The organism is Novosphingobium rhizosphaerae, assembly GCF_050920675.1.
In the GTDB taxonomy this organism is placed as follows: Bacteria; Pseudomonadota; Alphaproteobacteria; order Sphingomonadales; family Sphingomonadaceae; genus Novosphingobium; species Novosphingobium rhizosphaerae.
Map to the genome: position 1 here is coordinate 3696341 of NZ_CP137861.1, position 19880 is coordinate 3716220.

The 19880-nt window shown below is 66.1% G+C and carries 16 protein-coding genes and 1 tRNA gene; 2 read left to right on the top strand and 15 right to left on the bottom strand.

What is annotated here, in order from left to right; genetic code table 11:
- Positions 1 to 95: 95 nt before the first annotated feature.
- The 3 genes from R9J51_RS16760 to R9J51_RS16770 form a co-directional block, all read right to left on the bottom strand.
- Positions 96 to 2258: a catalase gene (locus tag R9J51_RS16760; protein WP_179505155.1), complete on the bottom strand. Its 2163-nt coding sequence runs from the start codon at positions 2256 to 2258 to the stop codon at positions 96 to 98.
- Between the two features lie 159 nt (positions 2259 to 2417).
- Positions 2418 to 2630, bottom strand: coding sequence for a hypothetical protein (locus tag R9J51_RS16765; RefSeq protein ID WP_168557685.1), 213 nt, complete (start codon positions 2628 to 2630; stop codon positions 2418 to 2420).
- A gap of 132 nt (positions 2631 to 2762) precedes the next feature.
- A complete protein-coding gene (locus R9J51_RS16770) occupies positions 2763 to 3710 on the bottom strand; it encodes an NAD(P)H-binding protein (RefSeq protein WP_179505156.1) in 948 nt (315 codons plus the stop codon).
- A 93-nt stretch (positions 3711 to 3803) separates the two neighbouring features.
- On the opposite strand from R9J51_RS16770, the gene R9J51_RS16775 reads away from it, so the two are divergent.
- Entirely contained in the window at positions 3804 to 4697 is an 894-nt protein-coding gene (locus tag R9J51_RS16775) for a LysR family transcriptional regulator (protein ID WP_168557683.1), read from the top strand.
- Between the two features lie 70 nt (positions 4698 to 4767).
- On the opposite strand, the gene R9J51_RS16780 is transcribed toward R9J51_RS16775, so the two are convergent.
- Complete coding sequence (locus R9J51_RS16780; RefSeq protein WP_179505157.1) at positions 4768 to 5916, bottom strand: M20 aminoacylase family protein; 1149 nt, start codon at positions 5914 to 5916, stop codon at positions 4768 to 4770.
- 67 nt (positions 5917 to 5983) lie between these two features.
- The gene (locus tag R9J51_RS16785; RefSeq protein WP_179505158.1) at positions 5984 to 6937 is read right to left on the bottom strand and encodes a peptidylprolyl isomerase; all 954 of its coding nucleotides are present in this window, start codon (positions 6935 to 6937) and stop codon (positions 5984 to 5986) included.
- A 74-nt stretch (positions 6938 to 7011) separates the two neighbouring features.
- Between R9J51_RS16785 and R9J51_RS16790 the strand changes: the two genes are divergently transcribed.
- Positions 7012 to 7102 (top strand) — tRNA-Ser (locus R9J51_RS16790).
- A gap of 368 nt (positions 7103 to 7470) precedes the next feature.
- Here R9J51_RS16790 and R9J51_RS16795 read toward each other — a convergent pair.
- The 10 genes from R9J51_RS16795 to R9J51_RS16840 all read right to left on the bottom strand — a co-directional run bounded on the left by R9J51_RS16795 (position 7471) and on the right by R9J51_RS16840 (position 19783).
- Positions 7471 to 8664, bottom strand: a complete 1194-nt coding sequence (locus R9J51_RS16795) for a polysaccharide biosynthesis/export family protein (protein WP_179505159.1) — start codon at positions 8662 to 8664, stop codon at positions 7471 to 7473.
- Between the two features lie 41 nt (positions 8665 to 8705).
- Entirely contained in the window at positions 8706 to 10403 is a 1698-nt protein-coding gene (locus tag R9J51_RS16800; RefSeq protein WP_179505160.1) for a GSCFA domain-containing protein, read from the bottom strand.
- 9 nt (positions 10404 to 10412) lie between these two features.
- Positions 10413 to 11492, bottom strand: a complete 1080-nt coding sequence (locus R9J51_RS16805) for a hypothetical protein (RefSeq protein ID WP_179505161.1) — start codon at positions 11490 to 11492, stop codon at positions 10413 to 10415.
- Positions 11489 to 12202: an ATP-binding cassette domain-containing protein gene (locus R9J51_RS16810; RefSeq protein WP_179505162.1), complete on the bottom strand. Its 714-nt coding sequence runs from the start codon at positions 12200 to 12202 to the stop codon at positions 11489 to 11491. Before R9J51_RS16810 ends, R9J51_RS16805 begins: the two co-directional genes overlap by 4 nt.
- Before the next feature lie 4 nt (positions 12203 to 12206).
- The gene (locus R9J51_RS16815) at positions 12207 to 13067 is read right to left on the bottom strand and encodes an ABC transporter permease (protein WP_179505163.1); all 861 of its coding nucleotides are present in this window, start codon (positions 13065 to 13067) and stop codon (positions 12207 to 12209) included.
- A complete protein-coding gene (locus R9J51_RS16820) occupies positions 13064 to 14473 on the bottom strand; it encodes a hypothetical protein (protein ID WP_218847392.1) in 1410 nt (469 codons plus the stop codon). The genes R9J51_RS16815 and R9J51_RS16820 overlap by 4 nt, the downstream gene beginning before the upstream one ends.
- Before the next feature lie 36 nt (positions 14474 to 14509).
- Complete coding sequence (locus tag R9J51_RS16825; protein WP_179505165.1) at positions 14510 to 15763, bottom strand: NAD-dependent epimerase/dehydratase family protein; 1254 nt, start codon at positions 15761 to 15763, stop codon at positions 14510 to 14512.
- Between the two features lie 56 nt (positions 15764 to 15819).
- Entirely contained in the window at positions 15820 to 16170 is a 351-nt protein-coding gene (locus tag R9J51_RS16830) for a hypothetical protein (RefSeq protein WP_179505166.1), read from the bottom strand.
- Between the two features lie 233 nt (positions 16171 to 16403).
- Positions 16404 to 17399, bottom strand: coding sequence for an NAD-dependent epimerase/dehydratase family protein (locus R9J51_RS16835; RefSeq protein ID WP_432787600.1), 996 nt, complete (start codon positions 17397 to 17399; stop codon positions 16404 to 16406).
- The gene (locus tag R9J51_RS16840; protein WP_179505168.1) at positions 17399 to 19783 is read right to left on the bottom strand and encodes a glycosyltransferase; all 2385 of its coding nucleotides are present in this window, start codon (positions 19781 to 19783) and stop codon (positions 17399 to 17401) included. The genes R9J51_RS16835 and R9J51_RS16840 overlap by 1 nt, the downstream gene beginning before the upstream one ends.
- Between the last annotated feature and the right edge of the window lie 97 nt (positions 19784 to 19880).

Consider the following 19880-nt stretch of genomic DNA (forward strand, 5'->3'; position numbering starts at 1 on the left):
GTCGGCGTGTCCTGTATGGTTCGGCTTATGCTATACGTTCGTCACCCCGGACTTGATCCGGGGTGACGGATTTCATGCAGCGGACGGGCCCGGCATCACGCCAGCGCGCGCACCTTGGGCTCGCGGGCGAAATGGCGCACCGGGCCCACCTTGAGCAGGTCTTCGTTGGGCACCACGCCTTCGTCCTTCTCCACCCCGGCCTTGTCGAGGATAACTTGCGTGCCGGGGCAATGGGCAATGGTCTTGCAATGGCCATAGGCGTCCATGAACCACTGCACCGCGGCACCCTGCTGCGCCAGCTTGGCCGCTGCTTCGGGCATCAACACCGATGCCACGGCATCGAACATGACCGAGGGCGTACCGTCCAGCTGGCCATCCGCCTTTAGCGTCCCGCCCTTGACCGCGATGCCGCCAACCTTGGGCGCCACCAGGACCACCGCGCCGCCGGCCTTCTCGATCCCTTGCTTTAGCGTGTCGATCGTTGCCTTGTCCGAACCTTCGGCAAACAGGATGCCCACCTTGCGGCCTTCGAAGGTGTTCTTGGCCTGCTTCTGGATCGACAGCGCGTCGGACGGCTTCATCGCCACCGGCTTGCGGGCCGCAGGGGCCTTTTCCGGCAGGTCCACCGCCAGGCCATCGGCCACGCGCTGCGCCAGTGTCTCGTCCACATTGCGCAGCCGCGACAGTACGCGTGCCCGCACATGGTCGAGGCTCACCTTCGACAGTTCGAACACCAGCGCCGAGGCGATGTGCGCCTGCTCGCTTTGCGTCTGCGAATGGAAGAACAGCGCAGCTTGACTATAGTGATCGGCAAACAGCTCGGCGCGGACCCGCACCTTTTCCGTGGGATCGTTGCATTCGCCGTTTTCGCGGAACGAGGTGAAGCCGGTTTCGGGGCTGGCACGCGGGCCGCTGTCCTCACCCGCTTCGTTGAGTGAGTTGGGCTCGTAATTGGCGCGGCCGGTCGGCACCAGCGTCTGCATCAGGCCATCGCGCTGCATGTTGTGGAACGGGCACTTGGGCGCGTTGACCGGGATCTGGTGGAAATTGGTCGTGCCGAGGCGCGATTTCTGCGTGTCGAGGTACGAGAACAGCCGGCCCTGAAGCAGCGGATCGTTGGAAAAATCGATGCCCGGCAAGACGTTCGATGGCAGGAACGCAACCTGCTCGGTCTCGGCAAAGAAATTGTCCACGTTGCGGTTGAGCGTCATGCGGCCCACGATCTGCACCGGCACGTCTTCCTCGGGCACCAGCTTGGTCGCGTCGAGCACGTCATAGGGTTGCTTGGCGGCGAATGCCTCGTCGAACACCTGCACGCCCAGGTCCCAGGCCGGGAATGCGCCGCGCTCGATCGCTTCGAACAAGTCGCGGCGATGGAAATCGGGATCGGCCCCGGCAATCTTCACCGCCTCGTCCCAGATCAGCGATTCCAGGCCCTGCACCGGCTTCCAGTGGAACTTGACGAAGTGGCCTTCGCCCTTGGCATTGACCAGGCGGAAGGTGTGGACGCCAAAGCCCTCCATCGTGCGCAACGTGCGCGGAATGGCGCGGTCGCTCATCGCCCACATGATCATGTTGATGGATTCGGGCATCAGCCCGACGAAATCCCAGAACGTGTCATGCGCGCTGGCGGCCTGGGGATAGCCGCGATCGGCTTCCATCTTCACCGAGTGGACGAGGTCGGGAAACTTGATCGCATCCTGGATGAAGAACACCGGGATGTTGTTGCCCACCAAGTCCCAGTTGCCTTCCTCGGTATAGAACTTCACGGCAAAGCCGCGCACGTCGCGCGGGGTGTCCACCGATCCGGCGCCGCCGGCCACGGTGGAAAAGCGCACGAACACCGGGCAGGTCTTGCCCACTTCCTGGAACAGGCCGGCCTTGGTCAGTTCAGGAATCGCCTTGGTCACTTCGAACACACCATGCGCGCCCGATCCGCGCGCGTGAACGATCCGCTCGGGAATGCGCTCGTGATCGAAATGGAAGATCTTTTCGCGCAGGATGAAGTCTTCCAACAGCGCAGGCCCACGCTCTCCGGCCTTCAGGCTGTTCTGGTTGTCCGCCAGGCGATGGCCGAAATTGTCGGTGAGGTAGGCGGCCGGTCCGCCCTGCTGCACGTCCTGGTGCGTTTCGCCCGAATTGCCGGGCTCTGTCGCGTAATCGGCCTGGCCTGCGCCGGGCTGGTGATCACGCAGGGCGTTGTCCAGCGCAGGCGAATGTTCGGCGGGGGTCGACGGAGTCTGGGGCTTGCGTGCCATGGGAATGGGTCCTTGTGCCATTGGCGCCGCCCTGCGCAGCGCGCAAGCGGACACCCGGACCTGGCACCGATGCGCCCTGCCCGGAGATGCGAACGAAAAATGAAACGGTTTCGTTCAGTTATTGGCCGCGCGTGCAAGCGGCACGCGCGGCCCAGGAAATCAATAAGCCTGCTGTTGGCGGGCCTGCCGCTTGGCCAGGTGGCGCTTCACCAGCCAGCCGCCGGTTGCCGCAGCCACCATGCCCATCGGGCCCAGACGGCGCAGCGCCGTGGCCGCAGCCACGCCCAGCAGCGCGCCACCGCCTTCGCTCAGCCCGGGGGTACGTTCGGCGATCTTCTTGCCGATCACTGCAGATACGATCTTGCCAATCACGATGCGCCCTTTCGCTATGGGGAAATCACGGGCCTTAACGATTGCCGGCGGGCATCGTTCCATGGTGCCAAGCGTGCTAAGGTCTTCGCACATCGCCAAATCCTGTGGCACGGCGCTCGCCCCCCACGCGCATCAGGCCGGCGCGGAAAGGCTGGCGCCTATCGCCTGGGCGATGGGCGTTGCAGGCTCCTTGCCCAACAGCGCAACCAGCCGTGCATTGTCCAGCCGCACGGGGTGGCGCCAGAACTGCGCCACTTCGGCCACCTCGCGCGGGAAGCCACCCAGCGGCGCGGCCATCCGCATGAGCCACCAAGGAAACGCCCGTTCGGCAAGGTCTGGCTGCGCCAGTGCGGCCCGCACGTGCTGGGCCATCTGGCGGCCATCGTGGTCCCAAAACCCGCCGAATTGCAGGGTTTCGGCCGCGGCCAGTTTCCCTTCGGGCAATTCCAGCAGGCGGGCAAAGGTTTCGGCCAGATCGGGCAGATAGGCCCAGGTATGGCCAATGCCGGCGCGGCCCGGCTGGGTGATCACGCGGTAGGGCGGCTTGGCCAGCGCCTGGGAAAACCAGCTTTGAGCAGCACCGGGCCCAAAGAAATCCCCCGCCCGCAGGACGATGCTGCTCACGTCGGGCGCGGCGGCGGCCAGGCGGCGTTCCATTTCCACACGGATCGCGCCCTTGCGGCCGCGCGGATGCTGCGGCGTGGCAGCGTCGATCACCGGGGTTGCCGCCGCATCATAGTTGTAGATCGTACCGGGCAAGAGCAGGCGCGCGCCGTGGCGCCGTGCCGCTGCAAGGCTGGCATCGAGCATTGGCAGAACCAGGGTTTCCCAGTTGCGATAGCCCGGCGGGTTGACGCCGTGGAGCAGCGCCGCCGCGCCTTGCGCTGCGTCCATCACATCGTCGGCGCGCAGCGCATCGCCCTTAAGCCATTGCGGCGCCGCCCCCTGGCCCCACTGGGCTGCCGCCCGGCCGGTATCGCGCACCAGCGCCCGCACCGCCCAGCCCCGCGCCAGCATCGTGCGCGCAACCGCGCCGCCGATGCCGCCGGTGGCGCCCAAAATCAGGATGGTCTTGGTCATGGTCATGATCCTTCATTGTCGAAGGCCCAGACCTAGGCCCTGCATTGCATATCGAAAATTGACAGGAAGCTGCAAGCAGCTCATCATTTTTCAATGAACATGCGCACACTTGATTGGGACAGTCACCAGGCGTTCCTGGCCGTGATCGATACGGGCAGCCTATCGGCGGCGGCGCGCGCGCTGGGGTTGGCGCAGCCGACCGTACGCTTTCGCATCGATGCCCTGGAAAGGTCACTGGGCCAGCCGCTGTTCATTCGCGCCGCGGGGGGCATGGTGCCCACGGCGCAAGCCCTGGCCTTGGCCGAACCGGCGCGGCAGATGGCCCATGCCGCCCAGGCTTTTCACCGCGCCGCCAGCGGGGCGCCGGGGGAGATTGCCGGAACCGTGCGGCTGAGCGTGGCTGATTTCATCGGGATTGCCGTGCTGCCTGCGATGCTGGAACCCTTGCTGGCACGCCATCGCGCGCTCGATATCGAACTGGCGCTCAGCAACCAGTCGGCAGACCTGCTGCACCAAGAAGCCGACATTGCCATCCGCATGGTCCGCCCGAGCCAAGGTGCCCTGCGCGCGCAGCATGTCGGGCAGATCGCCCTGGGCCTGTTTGCGGCGCCTGCCTATGTCGCGGCCCATGGCCTGCCCGCCAGCCCGGCCGAACTTGTCGATCACCGCCTGATCGGCCCGGATCGCGCCAGCGCAGACCTGGCCCTGGCCGGCCGCCTGGCCGAATTCGTCGGCCGGCCGGTGCGCTTTGCCATACGCACCGACAGCCACCCGACCCAGCGCGCCGCCGTGGCCGCCGGCCTGGGGATCGGCGTAATCCAGGTGCCGGTGGGCCGGCAAGACCTGGTGCGCGTGTTCCCGCAGATCACCGTGGCCCATCTCGATGCCTGGGTGGTGACGCACGAAGACTTGCGCCATGCGCCGCGGATTGACGCGGTCTTTGCCCATCTGGTGGCGCAGATGCGCCGGTATTGCGCCGAAGGGTAAGCGAACAGCCGCCGCTGTCGTGGCGCAAAAGACCCGCCAAACCGGCTCGCAGGACTTTCGGCTCAGGCTCTCAGGCCAGCCAGTGGCGGGCCAGCGCGCAGTGCAGGCGAATGCCGGTTTCGAGCACGGCGTCGTTGAAATCGTAGTGCGGATTGTGCAACGGCGCGGGATGGTCGCCCACGCCCTGGCCCAGCCAGATATAGGCGCCGGGCCGCTGTTGCAGCATGAACGAAAAGTCTTCCGAAGTGGCCGCCGGTTCGGGCGCCAGTTCGGCATGGGCCACCGTGGCGGCCACGGCCAGGGCATCGGCAGCAGCGACCGGATCGTTGATCGTGGCCGGGTAATAGCGATCATAGGCAAGGTCGCACCGCACTTCGAACGCCGTGGCGATACCTGCCGCAATGGCCTGGATGCGCGCCTCGATCCGCGCCTGCACCTGCGGATCGAACGTGCGCACGGTGCCCCCCACCACGACATCGGACGGGATCACGTTATGCGCTTCGCCGCCGTGGATTTCGGTGACCGAGAGCACCGCTGCCTGCACGGGGGGCACTGCGCGTGATACGATGGTGTTGAGCTGTTGCACCAGGGCCGCTGCGGCCAGGATCGCATCGGGGGTATCCTGCGGGATGGCGGCATGCCCGCCCTTGCCCGTGATCACCACGCGAAACTTGTCGGCCGCGCCCATGATCGCGCCCGGCCGGGTGGCGATGGTGCCTGCGGGCAAACCCGGCCAATTGTGCAGGGCATAGACGCGATCGCAGGGGAAACGTTCGAACAGTCCTTCCTCGATCATCGCCCGCGCCCCGCCCTGCCCTTCTTCGGCCGGCTGGAAGATGAAATGGACGGTGCCGGCAAAATCGGGTTCGGCCGCCAGCACCCGCGCCGCGCCCAGCAGCATGGCGACATGGCCATCATGCCCGCAGCCGTGGAACGTGCCCGGCACGCGGCTGGCCCAAGGCAGATTGGTCTGCTCGGTAATCGGCAGCGCGTCCATGTCGGCGCGCAGGCCCACCGTGCGCGGGCCCGGCCGCGTCCCCTTGAGCACGCCCACCAGGCCGGTGCCGCCGATGCCCTCGTGCACGGCCAGGCCCAAGGCGCGCAGTTCCTCGGCGATGCGCGCCGCGGTGCGATGTTCGCAAAAGCCAAGCTCGGGATGCTGGTGAATGTCGCGGCGCAGGGCAACCAGGTCGGGCAGGATGGCGGCAATATCGGTCATGGTGGGGCTCCCTTGGCCGGCAATCAGCCGTGCTGCCCGAACGGATGCATGATGAACAACGGCGGCGTCACGGCTTGGGGCGGATCGGCACCGGCGCGTTGCAGATGTCCACCCCGCCCGCAGGGCGAATGTAGAACGGATCGCGCCGGTTGGCGCGGGCATCGACATAGCGGGCAAAGCTGTCGCTGCTGGTGGACAGGTATTGCCACGTCGGCAGGCCCGGCACCTCGCTGCCCAGGCGCACGCGCACGATCGGCGTGCGCTCTTTTGCCTGGCGATAGAAGCCCATCTCGCCTTTGCCACGCGGCAGGCTGGACAGCCACTCCATGCCGGAAATCACCCGCCCCACCACCGCGATATTGCGATCGAGCTGGCGCGGCGCGTCGCCGATCACCGCATAGAGTTCAGCCCCCGTGCCGCTGTCGGGCGGCATGTCGCGCCCCACGCCGACCGTGCCATAGCAATGCACCGGCCAGGTTTCCGGCGATGCGCCCGGCCCCGCCGCGATCGGCCAGCCCTGGTAGAACCGGCCCGACGCGGCATAGATGCCATCGGTCAGGCGCGGCCCTTCCAACCCCGGCGCAGCACCGGCCGCCAAGGTGTAGGCACTCTGTGGCACACTTTGCAGCCCCGCCGGCAAAGCCCGCGCGCGCGCCTTGTCCTCAGCAAAGGGATCACCCCATTGCACCACATAGCCGTCCTGCACGCGGTTGATTGCCGTGCCATCCCACCAATGCGCGGCGGCCAGCTTGCGGATATTGCCCACCCAGCCTTGCGACCAGGGCGCGGGCAAAAGCTGGATCACCACCCGCCGCGCGGCGCCATCCCGGCCCGGTGCCAGATCCATAACCAGCAGTTGATCGGCCGCGATCGCCACCCAATCCGCAGCCGGCGCCGCCGCGACGATCTGCGCGGGGCTGGGCGCCGAACTGGGCGCGGCAACAGGCGCAGCAGCCTGTCCCTGTGCAAAACCGGGGGCGGCAACAACCAGCGCAAGCGCGGCAACGGGGCGTATCCACATTTTGCTGTTGTGATCGCCAAACCGCCCTTGCGCAACCCCACACAGCCCGCTAGTGCGCGCCTTCCAGTGCACGCGGAGCGGTGGCCGAGTGGTCGAAGGCGCTCGCCTGGAAAGTGAGTATACGTCAAAAGCGTATCGAGGGTTCGAATCCCTCCCGCTCCGCCAGCTCCCTGTTTGCAGGGGTTCCCAGAAGTCCACTGGGATTGACAAAACCCTTATAAAATCGAGGATTTCCCGCTTCGGCTCGTTCCTACCGGTTCGTGCCCCTCCGCTGGTCGTGGGGTATGAAAACGGGGTATCGGGTCTCAGAAATGGGTATCCGGACGCCATGTTGAACGACGCCAAAATCCGCGCTGCGAAGCCCGGGCCAAAGGCCTGCAAGCTTGCGGATGCGCACCAGCCCTAATCTGTATGTTTCGCCCCAGGGCGCGACCCGTTAATCGATATCAGCCGATATAGCGAATTTGCCCTCGAAGGGGTACCGAACCTGCGGCGAACCGGTTGACTGCAACATCGAGCCAATGCGCAGCAGTTCAATAATTGAACGCATTGTAGGAATTGCGCTTGAAGATCGACGTTACGGAGTTGAGCAGCACCGCCAGCTTGCCCACCTGCACCGAAGGCGAGGTCGCGACATAAACGAGGTCCTGGTCGTGCATCTGGAAGTTCTGGGCCAGCAGCATGCCTTCGGCCGAGCGGAAATCGATGTGATAGACCACCGGCACGCTGTCTCCCAGCGTCAGGTAATCGGGCAAGGGCGTCGTGCGCAGCTTGGCGGCAACCTCGGTGCGTTCATAGCGCAGGACATAGATGCCATAAGGATCGGCCTGTCGGTCGGCCAACCCGCCGCCGTTGCCGATCGCCTCGGCCAGCGTGAGCCGCGCCTTGCCGAAGAACACTTCGCTCTGCTTGTTGGTGGCGCCCAGCACCACCACGCTTTGCGGTTCGTGATCCAGGGTGACGAGATCACCCGGCCGCAGGAAGATGTTCTGCGCCGGATCGCGCAAGACCGCCGCCATGCGCAGCGAGCGCACCTGCCCGCCGCGCGTCAATTGCACCAGCATGTCGCGCGCCTTGCCCGTGGTGCCGCCGGCCACGGCCACGGCATCGAGCAGGCGCGTGCCGCTGATCGCCAGCGGGAAGCGGCCCGGCTTGGCCACGTCGCCGGTCACGGTCACGGCGTTCTCGGTGGTCTGCACCACCTGGACGAGGGCCTGGGTTTCGTTGGCCTTGCCGCGCAGGGCCTGGATGATCGCGGCCTGCACTTGCCGGGGCGTGCGGCCCACCACGCGGATTTCGCCGGCAAAGGGCACGATGATCGTGCCGGATTGGTCCACCGTCTGGTTGGGCACGGTGGCCGATTGCGCGCCAGCGAGGCCCGGCTGCGCCTGGCTGACCGGCAGGGGGCCTAGCAGGCCGCTGCCGAATTCCCACAGCGTGACCGAAACCGTATCGCCCACGCGGATGGTGTTCTGCGGCGGGGCTTCGGGCGTGGCCATCGGCGTCAGGTCATCGCCGCTTTTGGTGGCCAGCGCGGTCAGCACGATGCGGTCGACCGGGACGGACAGGAAGGGTGGCGCATCACTCGTGCCTTCCCGGGCGATCGAGGGTGCCGATGGCCCCTGCGAAGGCATGGCAGCGCAGGCCGTCAGGGCAGCGGCCATCGCGGCCGCACCGGCCAGGCGTGCGGCGCGCTTGGCGAAACCGGGGTGATCGATCGTGTTCACGGCAAACCTCGGAAATGGGCAGGCAAGAAGGACGGACATGATCAGGCGCGCTGCAGGCCGGGGCGCAGCCGCGCCACTTCGGCGCTGGGCCGGCGCGGGCCGCCTGGCGGTGGCGCCGGCGGCGGGCTTTCCCGCAGCTTCCACAGCTTCAGGTTCTGCAGCCGCTCGGTCTGCGCCGGGTTGCCCGGCTCCACCTGGGCCAGGATGCGTTCGGCCTCGTCGTGGCGCTCGGTCGCGCGCAGCATCTCGGCATAGTCGAGCAGCGTCTTGGGCTCATCGTCGGCCAGAGCGATGGCGGCCTGGAACAGGCTGTCGGCCTCGTCCACCAGGCCGCGCGCGGCGCAGGCCACGGCCAGGCGGCGGAACGGCTCGGGCGTGCGCACGCTGAATTCGCTCCACGCCCGCGCCGCGCCGCGTGCCCCTTCCAGGTCATCGGCGGCAATCAGCGCGTCGAGCTTCATCGACCAATAGGTGTTCTTCACCGCGCGGCGCTTGGGCTCGCGTTCCAGCAGCAGCAGCGCCCGCTTGGCATTGCCCGCCGCCATCGCCACCCGCGCGCGCGCCAGCGTGATCTCGTCGCCCGGCACATGGCCGCGCAGGAACGGCAGGGTCTTGGCCAAAAGGTCCATGCGGTTGAGCCGGCCCGCTGCGGTGAACAGCGCCACGGCGAAATCGGCGTTTTCGGCAATCAGGTCGGGCCGCTCGCCCAATGTGGCGATCACCGCCTGGGGATTTTCCGCCATGGCCTCGCGGATCGCTTCGGCGTCCAGCGTTTCGGCGCCGACATAGCCACGCACCATGCGGCTGGTGTTCAATTCGATCACCGCCTTGGTCGGGTGCACCTGGTCCGGCTCCAGCGCATGGCTGCGTTCCGACAGCGTCACGCTTTCATAGCTGGGGTAATAGTCCACGAAATCATGGGTCAGCGTGATCGCTTCGGCCACGGTACGCAGCACGGCCTTGGAATAGGCATTGGCCACCATCACGTCTTCGTCGCGGAACGTGGCACCCAGCGGCACGGGCGAGACCGTGAGAATCACCCGCACATCGGGGTGGCCATGGCGCCGGATCAGGTCCACCGTCTCGCGCATGGCGGCCATGACTTCGTCGTGGCTCAGCACATGCAGTTGGAACCGGTCGGGAAAGGCGCGGATCATCGAACGGCGCGGCGCGGTGTTGAGATAGATGCCGGTCTGCTTGTCGAACCAGCATTCCGCCAGGCCCAGCGTGATGATCACCACCCGGCAGGTGCGCAGCGACTGGTAGGCCTTGAGGATCGCCCGCCGCCGCGCCTGCACCACATCGAGCGCGGTGGGCTTGAGCGCGTGGTTGAGATGCACGTCGATCCACTTGCCATCATAGATTTCGAAAAAGGCCTGGTCGGGCGCAAAGGCATGCGCGGGATCGAGCGCCCAGCGAATCTCGTTGAGAATGGCCGGCGCGCCATAGTTGTTGAGGATGTTGTGCCCGATCTTGGCGAATTCCGGATCGGCGCGGATGATATCGCGCGTCGGGATCACGAAGCCCTGGTTTTCCAGCACCTTTTCGATGTTGCGGGCAAAGCACGAACCGATCGTGAAGATCCGCTCGCCCGCGGCAAAGCGGAACGTCGGCGTGAAGCCGGGCCGCGCCAGCGGCTCCAGGCGATTGCCCAGTTCGCCGCGCTGCGGCCAGGAAGAAGCGGCATTGGCCTTGACGTTGACCATCGCGTCATCGCCGGAAAGAACCAGCAGCGGCATCACACTCTCCTAAAAAGCACGCTTTTGCGGCGGTTGGCCAAAGGCCACGATGGCGGTCTTGATCGCCACGTCGGTGTTGCAGGCGCCGCCCTGCACCGCCCGGTTGCGCCACAACATCGCGCCGGCCAGCCGGTCTTGCACGATGGCGCGGTGAACAAAGGCGGCATCGGCGGGGGTGGTCTGGTTGAGATCGAACAAGGCCAGGATACGCCGACCATCCACCGGGCCGCCCTGGCGCAGGATGTCCATCTGCCGGGCATAGCTGGCAGGCAGGCTGCCTTGCGCATTGCGGCCCCACAGCCAGATCGTGGTGAAATCGAACGTGGCCACCACATCGTGGGCCACAGCGCCGGTAATCCCGGTCCACTTCTGGCTGGGCGCATCGAGCGGGTTGATCATCACCCCCGCCTGTCGCCCGGCGCCGTGGACCAGCGCGGCAAAGCGGCGCAGGAATTGCAGGGAATCCTGCGGCGTGCGCCCATCGCCCACTTCGTAATCCAGGAATACCCCGCGCGCCTTGGCCGGCAGGCGCCCATCGGCCAGCACGCACCGGTCTGCCGGCCCCACCGCGCCCACGTCGGGCTGGCGGCCCTGGGCAATCGTGGCGATACCGCCTTCGCGGGCAAAGGCTTGCGCCGCGTCGTCCTGGCCCAAGAGGTGCGCAGTCTGGGCCAGCGTGCAGGCATTGGCCCGCGCCACGCTGGTAAACGGCGTGCGCTGCTGGCGCAGGGCGCCGGCCGATGGCTGGAAATTGGGCTTGCGCGGCAACTGCCGCCCGGCCGCGTTGAACAGCGGCGCGGTGGAGCGGTTGCCCCACTGGAAATACCAGCCACCCACATTGGGCGCAGCGCCGGCCAGCTTGCCCAGTTGCATGGTGGCCGCGTCAGTCAGCGGATAGGCCGGGTAATCGCGCGCGCCGGCAGAAGGTGGCGGCGCCTGCTGAAACAGGCGGAAAGACAGGCGCGCACTGTCCCGCGCACCGAAACAGCCCTGAGCAGCCGCCTGCCCGGCACGGGGCAGCAGCACGGCGCCGGCAACCACGGCCAGCACCAGCCCCACCCCGCCAAACCAGGCCACCTTGCGCGTCACGAAGCCGTGGCGCCTTCGGCAGGCGCCGCAGCGGCCGGCGCGATTTCGGACGCGTCGGCGGATACCGCCGGAACGCTGCCGTCGAACGCGGCCAGCGCATCGGCGATGCTGTCGAAAAATACCGCGCCATCGCCGATCAGCACGATCCCGCAGTCGCACAGCTGCTCGGCAATACGCGGCTGGCGCGTGGCCACGATCGCGCCGGCCTCGCGGGTGCGCGCTTCGAACAGGCGTGCGCACAGTTCGCGCACCTCGGGCTGCGGCGGCCCGATCACATTGTCGAACAGATAGCAGTCGAACGGCAGCGTATACGTCAGCACATAGCTGAAGCCGATGCGGGTCTGCACCGAAAGCTCGCGCAAGGGGCGGTCGAGCTCCGCCTCCAGCCCGCACATCGTGGCCAGGAAATCGACCACTTCATCGGGATCGGCACCATAGATGCGCGCCGCAAAGGTGGCGTTCTGGCGCACCGTGGCTGTCTGGCGAAAGCCGCGCTGGAACCCGGCGGGAAACGAAAGCTGCGCCTGGCGCTCGATCTGCCCCTGGGTCGGGGTTTCGATTCCGGCCAGCAGGTTGAGCAAGGTGGTCTTGCCGCTGCCGGTGGCACCCAGCAGGGCCACGCGGCGGTTGGTCGGAATGGCCAGGTCCAGCCCCTGGAAGATCGGCCTGCCCTTGGCATAGGCAAAGCCCAGTCCATCCACGCGGATCATCGTGTCATTCCTTTTCTTCAAGATAGCGCCGCGTGCCCGCTTCGAGCAGCAGGCCGAGCGTGAGCAGCACCAGCGCCACCATCACTAGGTAGAACCGGTCGGACAGCGCATGGGGATAGAACGGATAGAAGGCCTGGCGCAGCCAGTTGACCCCATGCATCACCGGGTTCAGCCCGAAATAGAAGCGTTGCGCCGGTGGCAGATAGGCGGCCACGAAATAGGGGCCGGAAAAGTGCAGCGACGCGCGCGCCACCGCCGGCCAGATAACATCCCACACCGGCACCAGTCGCGCGAACACGGCGTTGAAGATTCCCACCGCCAACCCCAGCACGAACAGCGTGGCCAGGGCGCCGATGGCGGTGACCGGATCATAGGGGATCGCCGCTTCCACCCCGCCGAACCAGTAGAGCGAAAAGAAGAACAGCGCCGCCACGGCCGCGCTGCTTACCACGTGCAGCACCGCATGGACCATCAGGTGGTCGAGCGGGCGCTCGATTGGAAAGCGGTTGCGCTGCGCCATGGCATTGAGCGGCTGGCGAATGCGCAGCGAGGTGTGGATGAACAGGTAGATTGGAAACACGCCGGTGCCCAGGAACAGCAGCAGGCTGTGACCATAGGGCGGCGTGCGGCTGAGCGCCGAAAACAGCACGCCGATGGTCGCCACGATCACCAGCGGCTCGATGCCGGCGGCGATATAGCCCAGGGCAAAGCTGTGCCCATGGCGGGTTTCTGCCTCGCGATAGAGCAGCGCGGAAAAGACATTGATCTGGTTGCGCCAGGCCAGGCGCACGGCAGACCAATGGCCTGCCGCGCTGCCCCCCGTGCTGCCAATCTGATTGGGAAAGGCGCGCGCGCCGCTGGTCACCGACCATGCTCCATGATCGAATTGCGCACCAGGAGGCCGATCAACCAGACCATGCCGGCAATCACCGTCACCAGCAGCAGATCAGCCCAGCGATCCGGCCCGCTCGGGCTTTCGCCCACGCGCGGCTTGACATAGGTGGTGAGGTAAAGCCGCTGCGCATCGGCCATGGCCTGGGCATTGCTGAGCGCGGCCTGCGCGTTGGACATGACCGCGAGCGAGGCCTGCAACTGTCCCTGAAGGTCGGCAAAGCGGTTCGACTGCACCGAATTGGCCACGTCCACCGAAGATGCCAGCGCGCGTTCGTTGGCGGCCAACTGTTCGCGCAGCATGCGGATCTGCGGCGCATCCGGGTTATGCAGTTGCGCCATCAGCACCTGGATCTGCGCCTGGATCTGCGCGATGTTGGTGCGGGTGTTCACCGAAAGGTCAGTGTTGGCGCGGAACACCCCGCTGGACGGGCTGTCGATGCCCTTGCGCTGTGCCGAAAGCCCGGCAATGTCGCGGCGCAGCTGCGTCACCTGCTGGCTGGCGCGTTCCACCTGCTGCTTGGCAAAGCGCACGGTATCCTGCTGCGATTGCTGGCCAATCTGGTTCACCAGATCGTTCGATTGCTGCAACAGCGCGTTGGCGATGGCATAGCTGTCTTGCGCGGTATAGGCCTTGACCCGTACCACGGCGAGGCCGGTGGTCACGTCATAGTCGGAAAAGACCATGCGTTTCCAATAGCGGGCCAGCCGTTCGGCCGAAGCCCCCTCGCCCACGCGGGCAAAGGGATCGGACGGCTTGTTGTACATCGCCTTCAGGTTGACCTTGCGATCGAGATCGACCGCCGCCTGCTGGCTGCGCACGTAATCGGCCACGGTGAAGTTGTCGAGCAGGTCGGTCCCCGGCGTGGGATTGCCGCCGAACAGTGCGGAAAGCGACGCACCGCCCGAAGCAACCGTTCCCGCCTGGCCCACCGGCACGCGCACGCTGAAGCGGAATTCGGTGGTATATTGATCGGGCGCCAGCGCGAGCAGATAGATCGCGCCAAGCACGACCGGCGCCACGAACGACACGCCGAACCAGATGCGCCGGCCCAGCGACTTGCGCACACGGCGGCGCGGCAGGCGGAAACGCTCCCGTGCCTCGTCCCCGGTATCGGGAATGCCGCTAGGGGTTTCGGGGCGGGTGAAGAACACGCCCTTGTCCGGATTTGGTCTGGCCGGACCGGGTCTGTCGATACCTGGCTCCTGAATGCCGGGGTCGGCAGCACCCGGTTCGGCGCGGAATTCGCGGGCCGAGCGCAGCGGGGCCTGGGCCGGCGCACCGGCTGGCCAATCCACGCGGCGGCGCGGCAGGCGCGCGGCCAGATCATCCGGCGTGGCGGGTGCCGGATCGGCCCCGCCGGTGGAATCGCCATCCATTTCGTCAAATTCCCTCAACATGGTCCCGCTCGCCCGTCACATCGCGATCGGCATGGGCACCGCATCGTCCGTGTTGACCAGCATCAGCGTGGGCGTGGCGCGCCCATCGCTGCGCGCCTCGGTCTTGGCCTTCTGCCATTGCGACACGCAGGGAATCTTGCTGCGGTCACAGCGGTCGGCATAGCGGCGGGCGATCTCGGCCACTTCGGCGGCCAGACCCTCGCGCAGGAACGTGGGCTTGAGGCCCAGGCGCAGGAACGAGGCGTTGCACACGTTGAGATCGTTTTCCGCCGCCTCGACGCGCGGGTTCGGCACGTGCTGGTAATCCACCCCGGTCATGGCCGAAACCATGCGGGCCAGATCGATCAACCGATGGGTTTCGGTCATCTGGTTCATGATCGCCACGCGCTCGCCCTTTTCGGGCGGGTTGGCGATGGCCAGTTCGATGCAGCGCACGGTATCCTGGATATGGATGAAGGCGCGGGTCTGGCCGCCGGTGCCGTGCACGGTCAGCGGATAGTCGATCGCCGCCTGCATCAGGAAGCGGTTGAGCACGGTGCCATAGTCGCCATCGTAATCGAACCGGTTGATCAGGCGCGGATCGCGCGAGGTCTGCACAGTCTGCGTGCCCCACACGATGCCCTGGTGCAGATCGGTGATGCGGCTGGCGTAGTTGCGGTTATAATACCAGAAGAACAGCGCGTCCTGCGCCTTGGTCATGTGATAGACACTGCCGGGATGCGCGGGATAGAGCACTTCGATCTGCTGCTCGCCTGCCGGCGTTTCCACCTTCACCGGCAGATAGCCTTCGGGAATGGTCATGCCCGCCGTGCCATAGCCATAGACGCCCATGGTGCCCAAATGCACCAGGTGCACGTCCAGCCCGGATTCGATGATCGCGGCCAAGACATCGTGCGTGCCATTCAGGTTGTTGCGCACGGTATAGCGCCGCTCGCGCGCACCCTTCATCGAATAAGGCGCGGCGCGCTGTTCGGCAAAATGCACGATGGCGCGTGGCCGTTCGCGGCGGATCACGTCGAGCAGGCTGGCGTAATCATCGCCCACGGTCAGATGCTCGAAGCGGATGCGCCGGCCGCTCACGTCGCGCCAGGCCTGCAGGCGCACGTCGATCGGCTGGATCGGTGTCAACGAGCCGGTGCCCAGATCGATGTCGATCTTGCGGCGCGAAAGATTGTCGACGATGACGACGTTATAGCCGATGTCGGACAGATGCAGCGCCGTTGGCCAGCCGCAAAAGCCGTCACCACCCAGGATGATGACCGTTTCCATGTGCGATCCCGAAGCTGAAGGATGCGGCGGGCGCAGTGGCCCGGACGAAGAACCGCTCAGGCAACAGCCTGGCGGTCGTGCCGGCGCACCACGCGCAGGCCTTCGAGCAGCGCACCCAGGATCCAGCGCTGTTCCACTGGCGTGGCGGTATCCTTGTAGAACGCCAGCACTTCGCGCACCGTGGTGGGGAATGCGGCAACCTGCGCCTTGATGCGCTGGCTTTCGCCTTCGGTGATCAAGTCGAACACGTTCTCGACTTCCTCGATCTCGTCGGGCTTAAGCTGCTCAAGCACGTCCTCGGGCAGGGTCAGGTCATGCTTCTTGACCTTGCCCAACACTTCGCGCGGGCCGTTGTCGGCCTGGCGCGCAATCTTGATCGTCCGCGAATCGTCGATGAACAGCAGCATATGACCTTGCCCCCACACGGCGCCCCTAGAACATTCCCCGTCCTGCAGGCGCACCAAATCGAATGAACGCAGCTAATCATGCCGCGAAATCGCGCAGCCTGAAAAACCACATGAAATTTTCATGGAAAGACTCGCCAAATTCCTAAATCCATCAAATCATTACGATTCAATGGATTGGCTTTGATTGCGAATCCTCCACCCCTCGTCTTCCGGCTTATATTAATTACTCATTATTACAGCGCCGCTACATTATACCTCTTAAGTTCGCTCTTGAATGGCAGACTATCGGACCTGCTGCAGAACCATTCCCAGGTCTGCGCCAAGCCCTGCGCCAGTGGCGTTGCCGGATCAAAGCCCAACAGCGAGCGGGCGCGGGTGATGTCGCACCATGTGTGCGCAATCTCGCCCTGACGTGCTTCCCGATATTCCACCCTGACCGGCAACGGTGCCACGAGCGGGCGAATGAGGTCGATCAGCGTGTTGACCGAAACCGGCACACCCGAACCAAGCTGGATCACGCTGGACACGTCGCAATCGAGCGAGTGCACGATCCCGCGGCAGAGATCGTCGACGAACACGAAATCGCGCGTCTGGTTGCCGTCGCCATAGATGATCAGCGGTCGGCCGCGCAGGATCTGCTTGAAAAACGAAGCAACGACGCTGCCCTTGTGAAACGAGCGCGGGCCATAGACATTGGCAAAACGCAGCGACAGCGTGCGCAGGCCATAGCTGCCGCTCCACGCCGAACAGAACCCCTCGACCGCCAGCTTCGATGCGCCGTAAGGGGCGATCGGCTGCGGCACCAGGCCCTCGTGCACCGGCGGCGTCACGTCGCCGATAATCGCGCCCCCGGTGGAGGCGTTGATCAGGCGGCCGATCCGCCGCGCGCGCATCGACTGGAGCAGGCGGAAAGAGCCGACCACGTTGACGTCGAAATTGTGCAGCGGATCGTTGATGGAATCGATCACGCGGGTATCGGCGGCCAGGTGGATGACCGCATCGACACCCTCCAGCGCATCGTGCAGCGCATCGGGATCGCGGATATCGCCCTTGACGAATTCACCGCCGAAATCGTCGAGATGCTCGCGCCGCCCCAGCGTCTCGGAATCGAGCACGCGCACCTGATGTCCTGCCTGCTCCAGCAGAGGCACCAGATTGGTACCCACGAAACCGCATCCGCCCGTTACCAGAATTCGCTTTCCCATCGCTTGCCCCCTGGCGATCCCCATCACCCTCGCGCGGGCGTGGCGCCCGCCATGTCCAGCGCCATCGCCGCCCGATTTTCGCTGACCCGGCCCTCCCCATCGGGCGGGCGTTTGGCACTGCGCCTTGCAATGCCGGCCATCATGCGGATCAGCAGGTTTTCCGGGCCGCCACCATCGCCGCCACGCCCCTTGGCCTCGCCCGCAACGGCGCGCAGATGCATCCCGCGCGAGAGCAGCAGCATGTCGCGCAGCGCCAGCGGCGTGGCCGCGAGCATCGGCCGGATCAGGCGGAAGCTGCTGGCCGCCAGGTCATAACCGCGCTGGCGCATCCAGGTGGGCGAACGGGCGACCACGGTGCCAAGGTCGGCCATCACGGTCTGGCATTCCAGCCCGGCAAGCTGGGCACGGGCAATGAATTCCCCTTCGTGCCCCAGCATGCGATAATCGGTGGTGAACCCGCCCAGCCTGCGGAAAGCGGCGCGATCGACCAGCAGCGGCATTTCCGCCAGATCGTTGCGCAGAAAACTGTCCGACGGGCCGCTGATCACCACGGCACGCAACTTGCCCGCTTCCGCCAGGCCCGCCTTGCCCAGCCGTTCGGGCGCCACGCCCCGGTGCATGTAGTGCAGCACCGCTGCTCCCGTCCGCGCGGCGCAGCCCAGCAGCGTGGCCAGCGCGCCGGGGTGCAGCGTGGCCCCTTCCCACAGGAACAGGATGTGCGCGGCGGTGGCCTCGTGCGCCAGGCGGTTGAACGCGGCGCCGGCGTCCAGGTCGAACGCGTCCACCACGCGCCCCGGCAGGCCATGCGCGTGGAGCGCGGCCTGCGCCGCCTCGCCCGCCCCGGCATGTTCGGCGTCGATGGCCACCAACACTTCATCCAGCGCAGTGCCCTGCGCCGCCAGGCTGGCCAGCGTGCCGTCGAGCGCAGCGGCATCGCCCGTGAAATAGATGCCGATTGTGGCAGGCGCCGGTTCGGCCTGCCCGGGCGCCGCCACGCTCTGTTCCAGCAACGCGCGATGCAGCGGGCCGCCCAGCTGGCGATGGAACCGCCGCCAGGTTTCCAGATTGGCGGCATTGTCGAAGCTGGGGCGCGGCACCATGCCGCCCAGGCGCAGCGCCTCTTCCAGCTTGTCGCCCAAGGCAACCGGATGCGGATCGCACAGCACCGCGGCGTGGTCTTGCGTATCGATCAGTTCGGCATTGCCGCCCACATTCGTCGCAACACAGGGAATGCCGCAGATCGCCGCTTCATAGACGGCCATAGAACTGTTTTCGATGATCGAGGGCATTACCGCCAGGCGCGCCCCGCCCAATAGGTATTCCACTGCCTCGTATTGTTGGAAGCCGGTGAGAATTTGCACCTCGATCGGCCAGCCTTGCGAAACCTCGCGGATGAAATCGGGGGTTTCGTGATCGGGGTGCGAAGGCATGCGCCCGCCGGGCTTGCCCATGAAGGTGATACGCTTTGGCAGTGGGGCGCCCTTGCGGATCAGCCGGCGGATCGCCTGGCAGAAGATGAACAGCCCCTTGCGCGCTTCCAGCCGGCCGAAGAACACGATCTCGTCCACCGGGGTGCGCGCGCCCCGTGGCAGAGCGCGGCTGTGCATCAGCGGCTCCAGCTTGGCGAACGTGGCCACGTTGGGCTGCACGAAACAGCGCCCCTGCGGCAGGGCATAGCCCTGGCTCGCCATCCAGCGCAGCAGGTGCAGGCTGCCGCCGATCACCACGTCGGCCATTTCCACACTGCGCCGCTCGGCGTGGATCTTCACCAGGTCATCGGCCCGTTCCAGCGTATGCGAACCATAGAGCCGGTTCCACATCCACGGCGAAGAAGTCTTTACCAGGAACAGCGTCTGGGCAAAGGCCAACCCCTGCCGCTTGGCCAGCAGGCACAAGTAAGAAGTCCCGCGCCATTCCGAAACGTGGACTACGTCCATCGGATGGTCGATCAGCCAGCGCATCATGTTGTAGGGAATACGCAACCAGCGATCGGCGTTGGAGGCAAAACCGATTTCGTCGGCATAGTCCGGGCACGGCACCAGCCTGACCCCGCGCTGGGCATAGTGATCGATCCAGTATTCGATCGTCTCGGTTTCCACCCGCGTGCCGCGCAGATAGAGTACCGTGGTATCGAACCCCGCCTCGGCCAGCATGATCGCCAGCGCGCCATAAGTATTGCCGATGCCGCCGTTGCGCACCGGGCCCATCACCTGTTCGGTGGCGATGCAGATGCGCGCGCGACCGGCGCCGTCGGGCCAGGCAGCATGCAGGTCGAGCCCCGGCAACTGCATCGTCCACGCGCCCGACTGGCGCGGCAACAGGCGCTCGATCGCGCCTTCGCTGCGGCCGGCGCACAGCAGCCGCTCGACATCGCTGATCCTGGGCTTGCGCCGCTTCTGCTTCGACAAGAACCTGGCCCATGAACAAGGGGCACGGCAGGCCACGCGCGCACAGGCACGCGCCGGCTGCCGGGCCGGTTGGCAATCATGCTGTTTCGGTCAGTTT

What these genes read in the sequence shown, in the direction of transcription:
- R9J51_RS16760 (WP_179505155.1), bottom strand. Translation starts at nt 2,258, where the DNA reads ATGGCACGCAAGCCCCAGACTCCGTCGACCCCCGCCGAACATTCGCCT.
- R9J51_RS16770 (WP_179505156.1), bottom strand. Translation starts at nt 3,710, where the DNA reads ATGACCAAGACCATCCTGATTTTGGGCGCCACCGGCGGCATCGGCGGC.
- R9J51_RS16775 (WP_168557683.1), top strand. Translation starts at nt 3,804, where the DNA reads ATGAACATGCGCACACTTGATTGGGACAGTCACCAGGCGTTCCTGGCC.
- R9J51_RS16780 (WP_179505157.1), bottom strand. Translation starts at nt 5,916, where the DNA reads ATGACCGATATTGCCGCCATCCTGCCCGACCTGGTTGCCCTGCGCCGC.
- R9J51_RS16785 (WP_179505158.1), bottom strand. Translation starts at nt 6,937, where the DNA reads ATGTGGATACGCCCCGTTGCCGCGCTTGCGCTGGTTGTTGCCGCCCCC.
- R9J51_RS16800 (WP_179505160.1), bottom strand. Translation starts at nt 10,403, where the DNA reads ATGCCGCTGCTGGTTCTTTCCGGCGATGACGCGATGGTCAACGTCAAG.
- R9J51_RS16810 (WP_179505162.1), bottom strand. Translation starts at nt 12,202, where the DNA reads ATGATCCGCGTGGATGGACTGGGCTTTGCCTATGCCAAGGGCAGGCCG.
- R9J51_RS16820 (WP_218847392.1), bottom strand. Translation starts at nt 14,473, where the DNA reads ATGGATGGCGATTCCACCGGCGGGGCCGATCCGGCACCCGCCACGCCG.
- R9J51_RS16825 (WP_179505165.1), bottom strand. Translation starts at nt 15,763, where the DNA reads ATGGAAACGGTCATCATCCTGGGTGGTGACGGCTTTTGCGGCTGGCCA.
- R9J51_RS16830 (WP_179505166.1), bottom strand. Translation starts at nt 16,170, where the DNA reads ATGCTGCTGTTCATCGACGATTCGCGGACGATCAAGATTGCGCGCCAG.
- R9J51_RS16835 (WP_432787600.1), bottom strand. Translation starts at nt 17,399, where the DNA reads ATGGGGATCGCCAGGGGGCAAGCGATGGGAAAGCGAATTCTGGTAACG.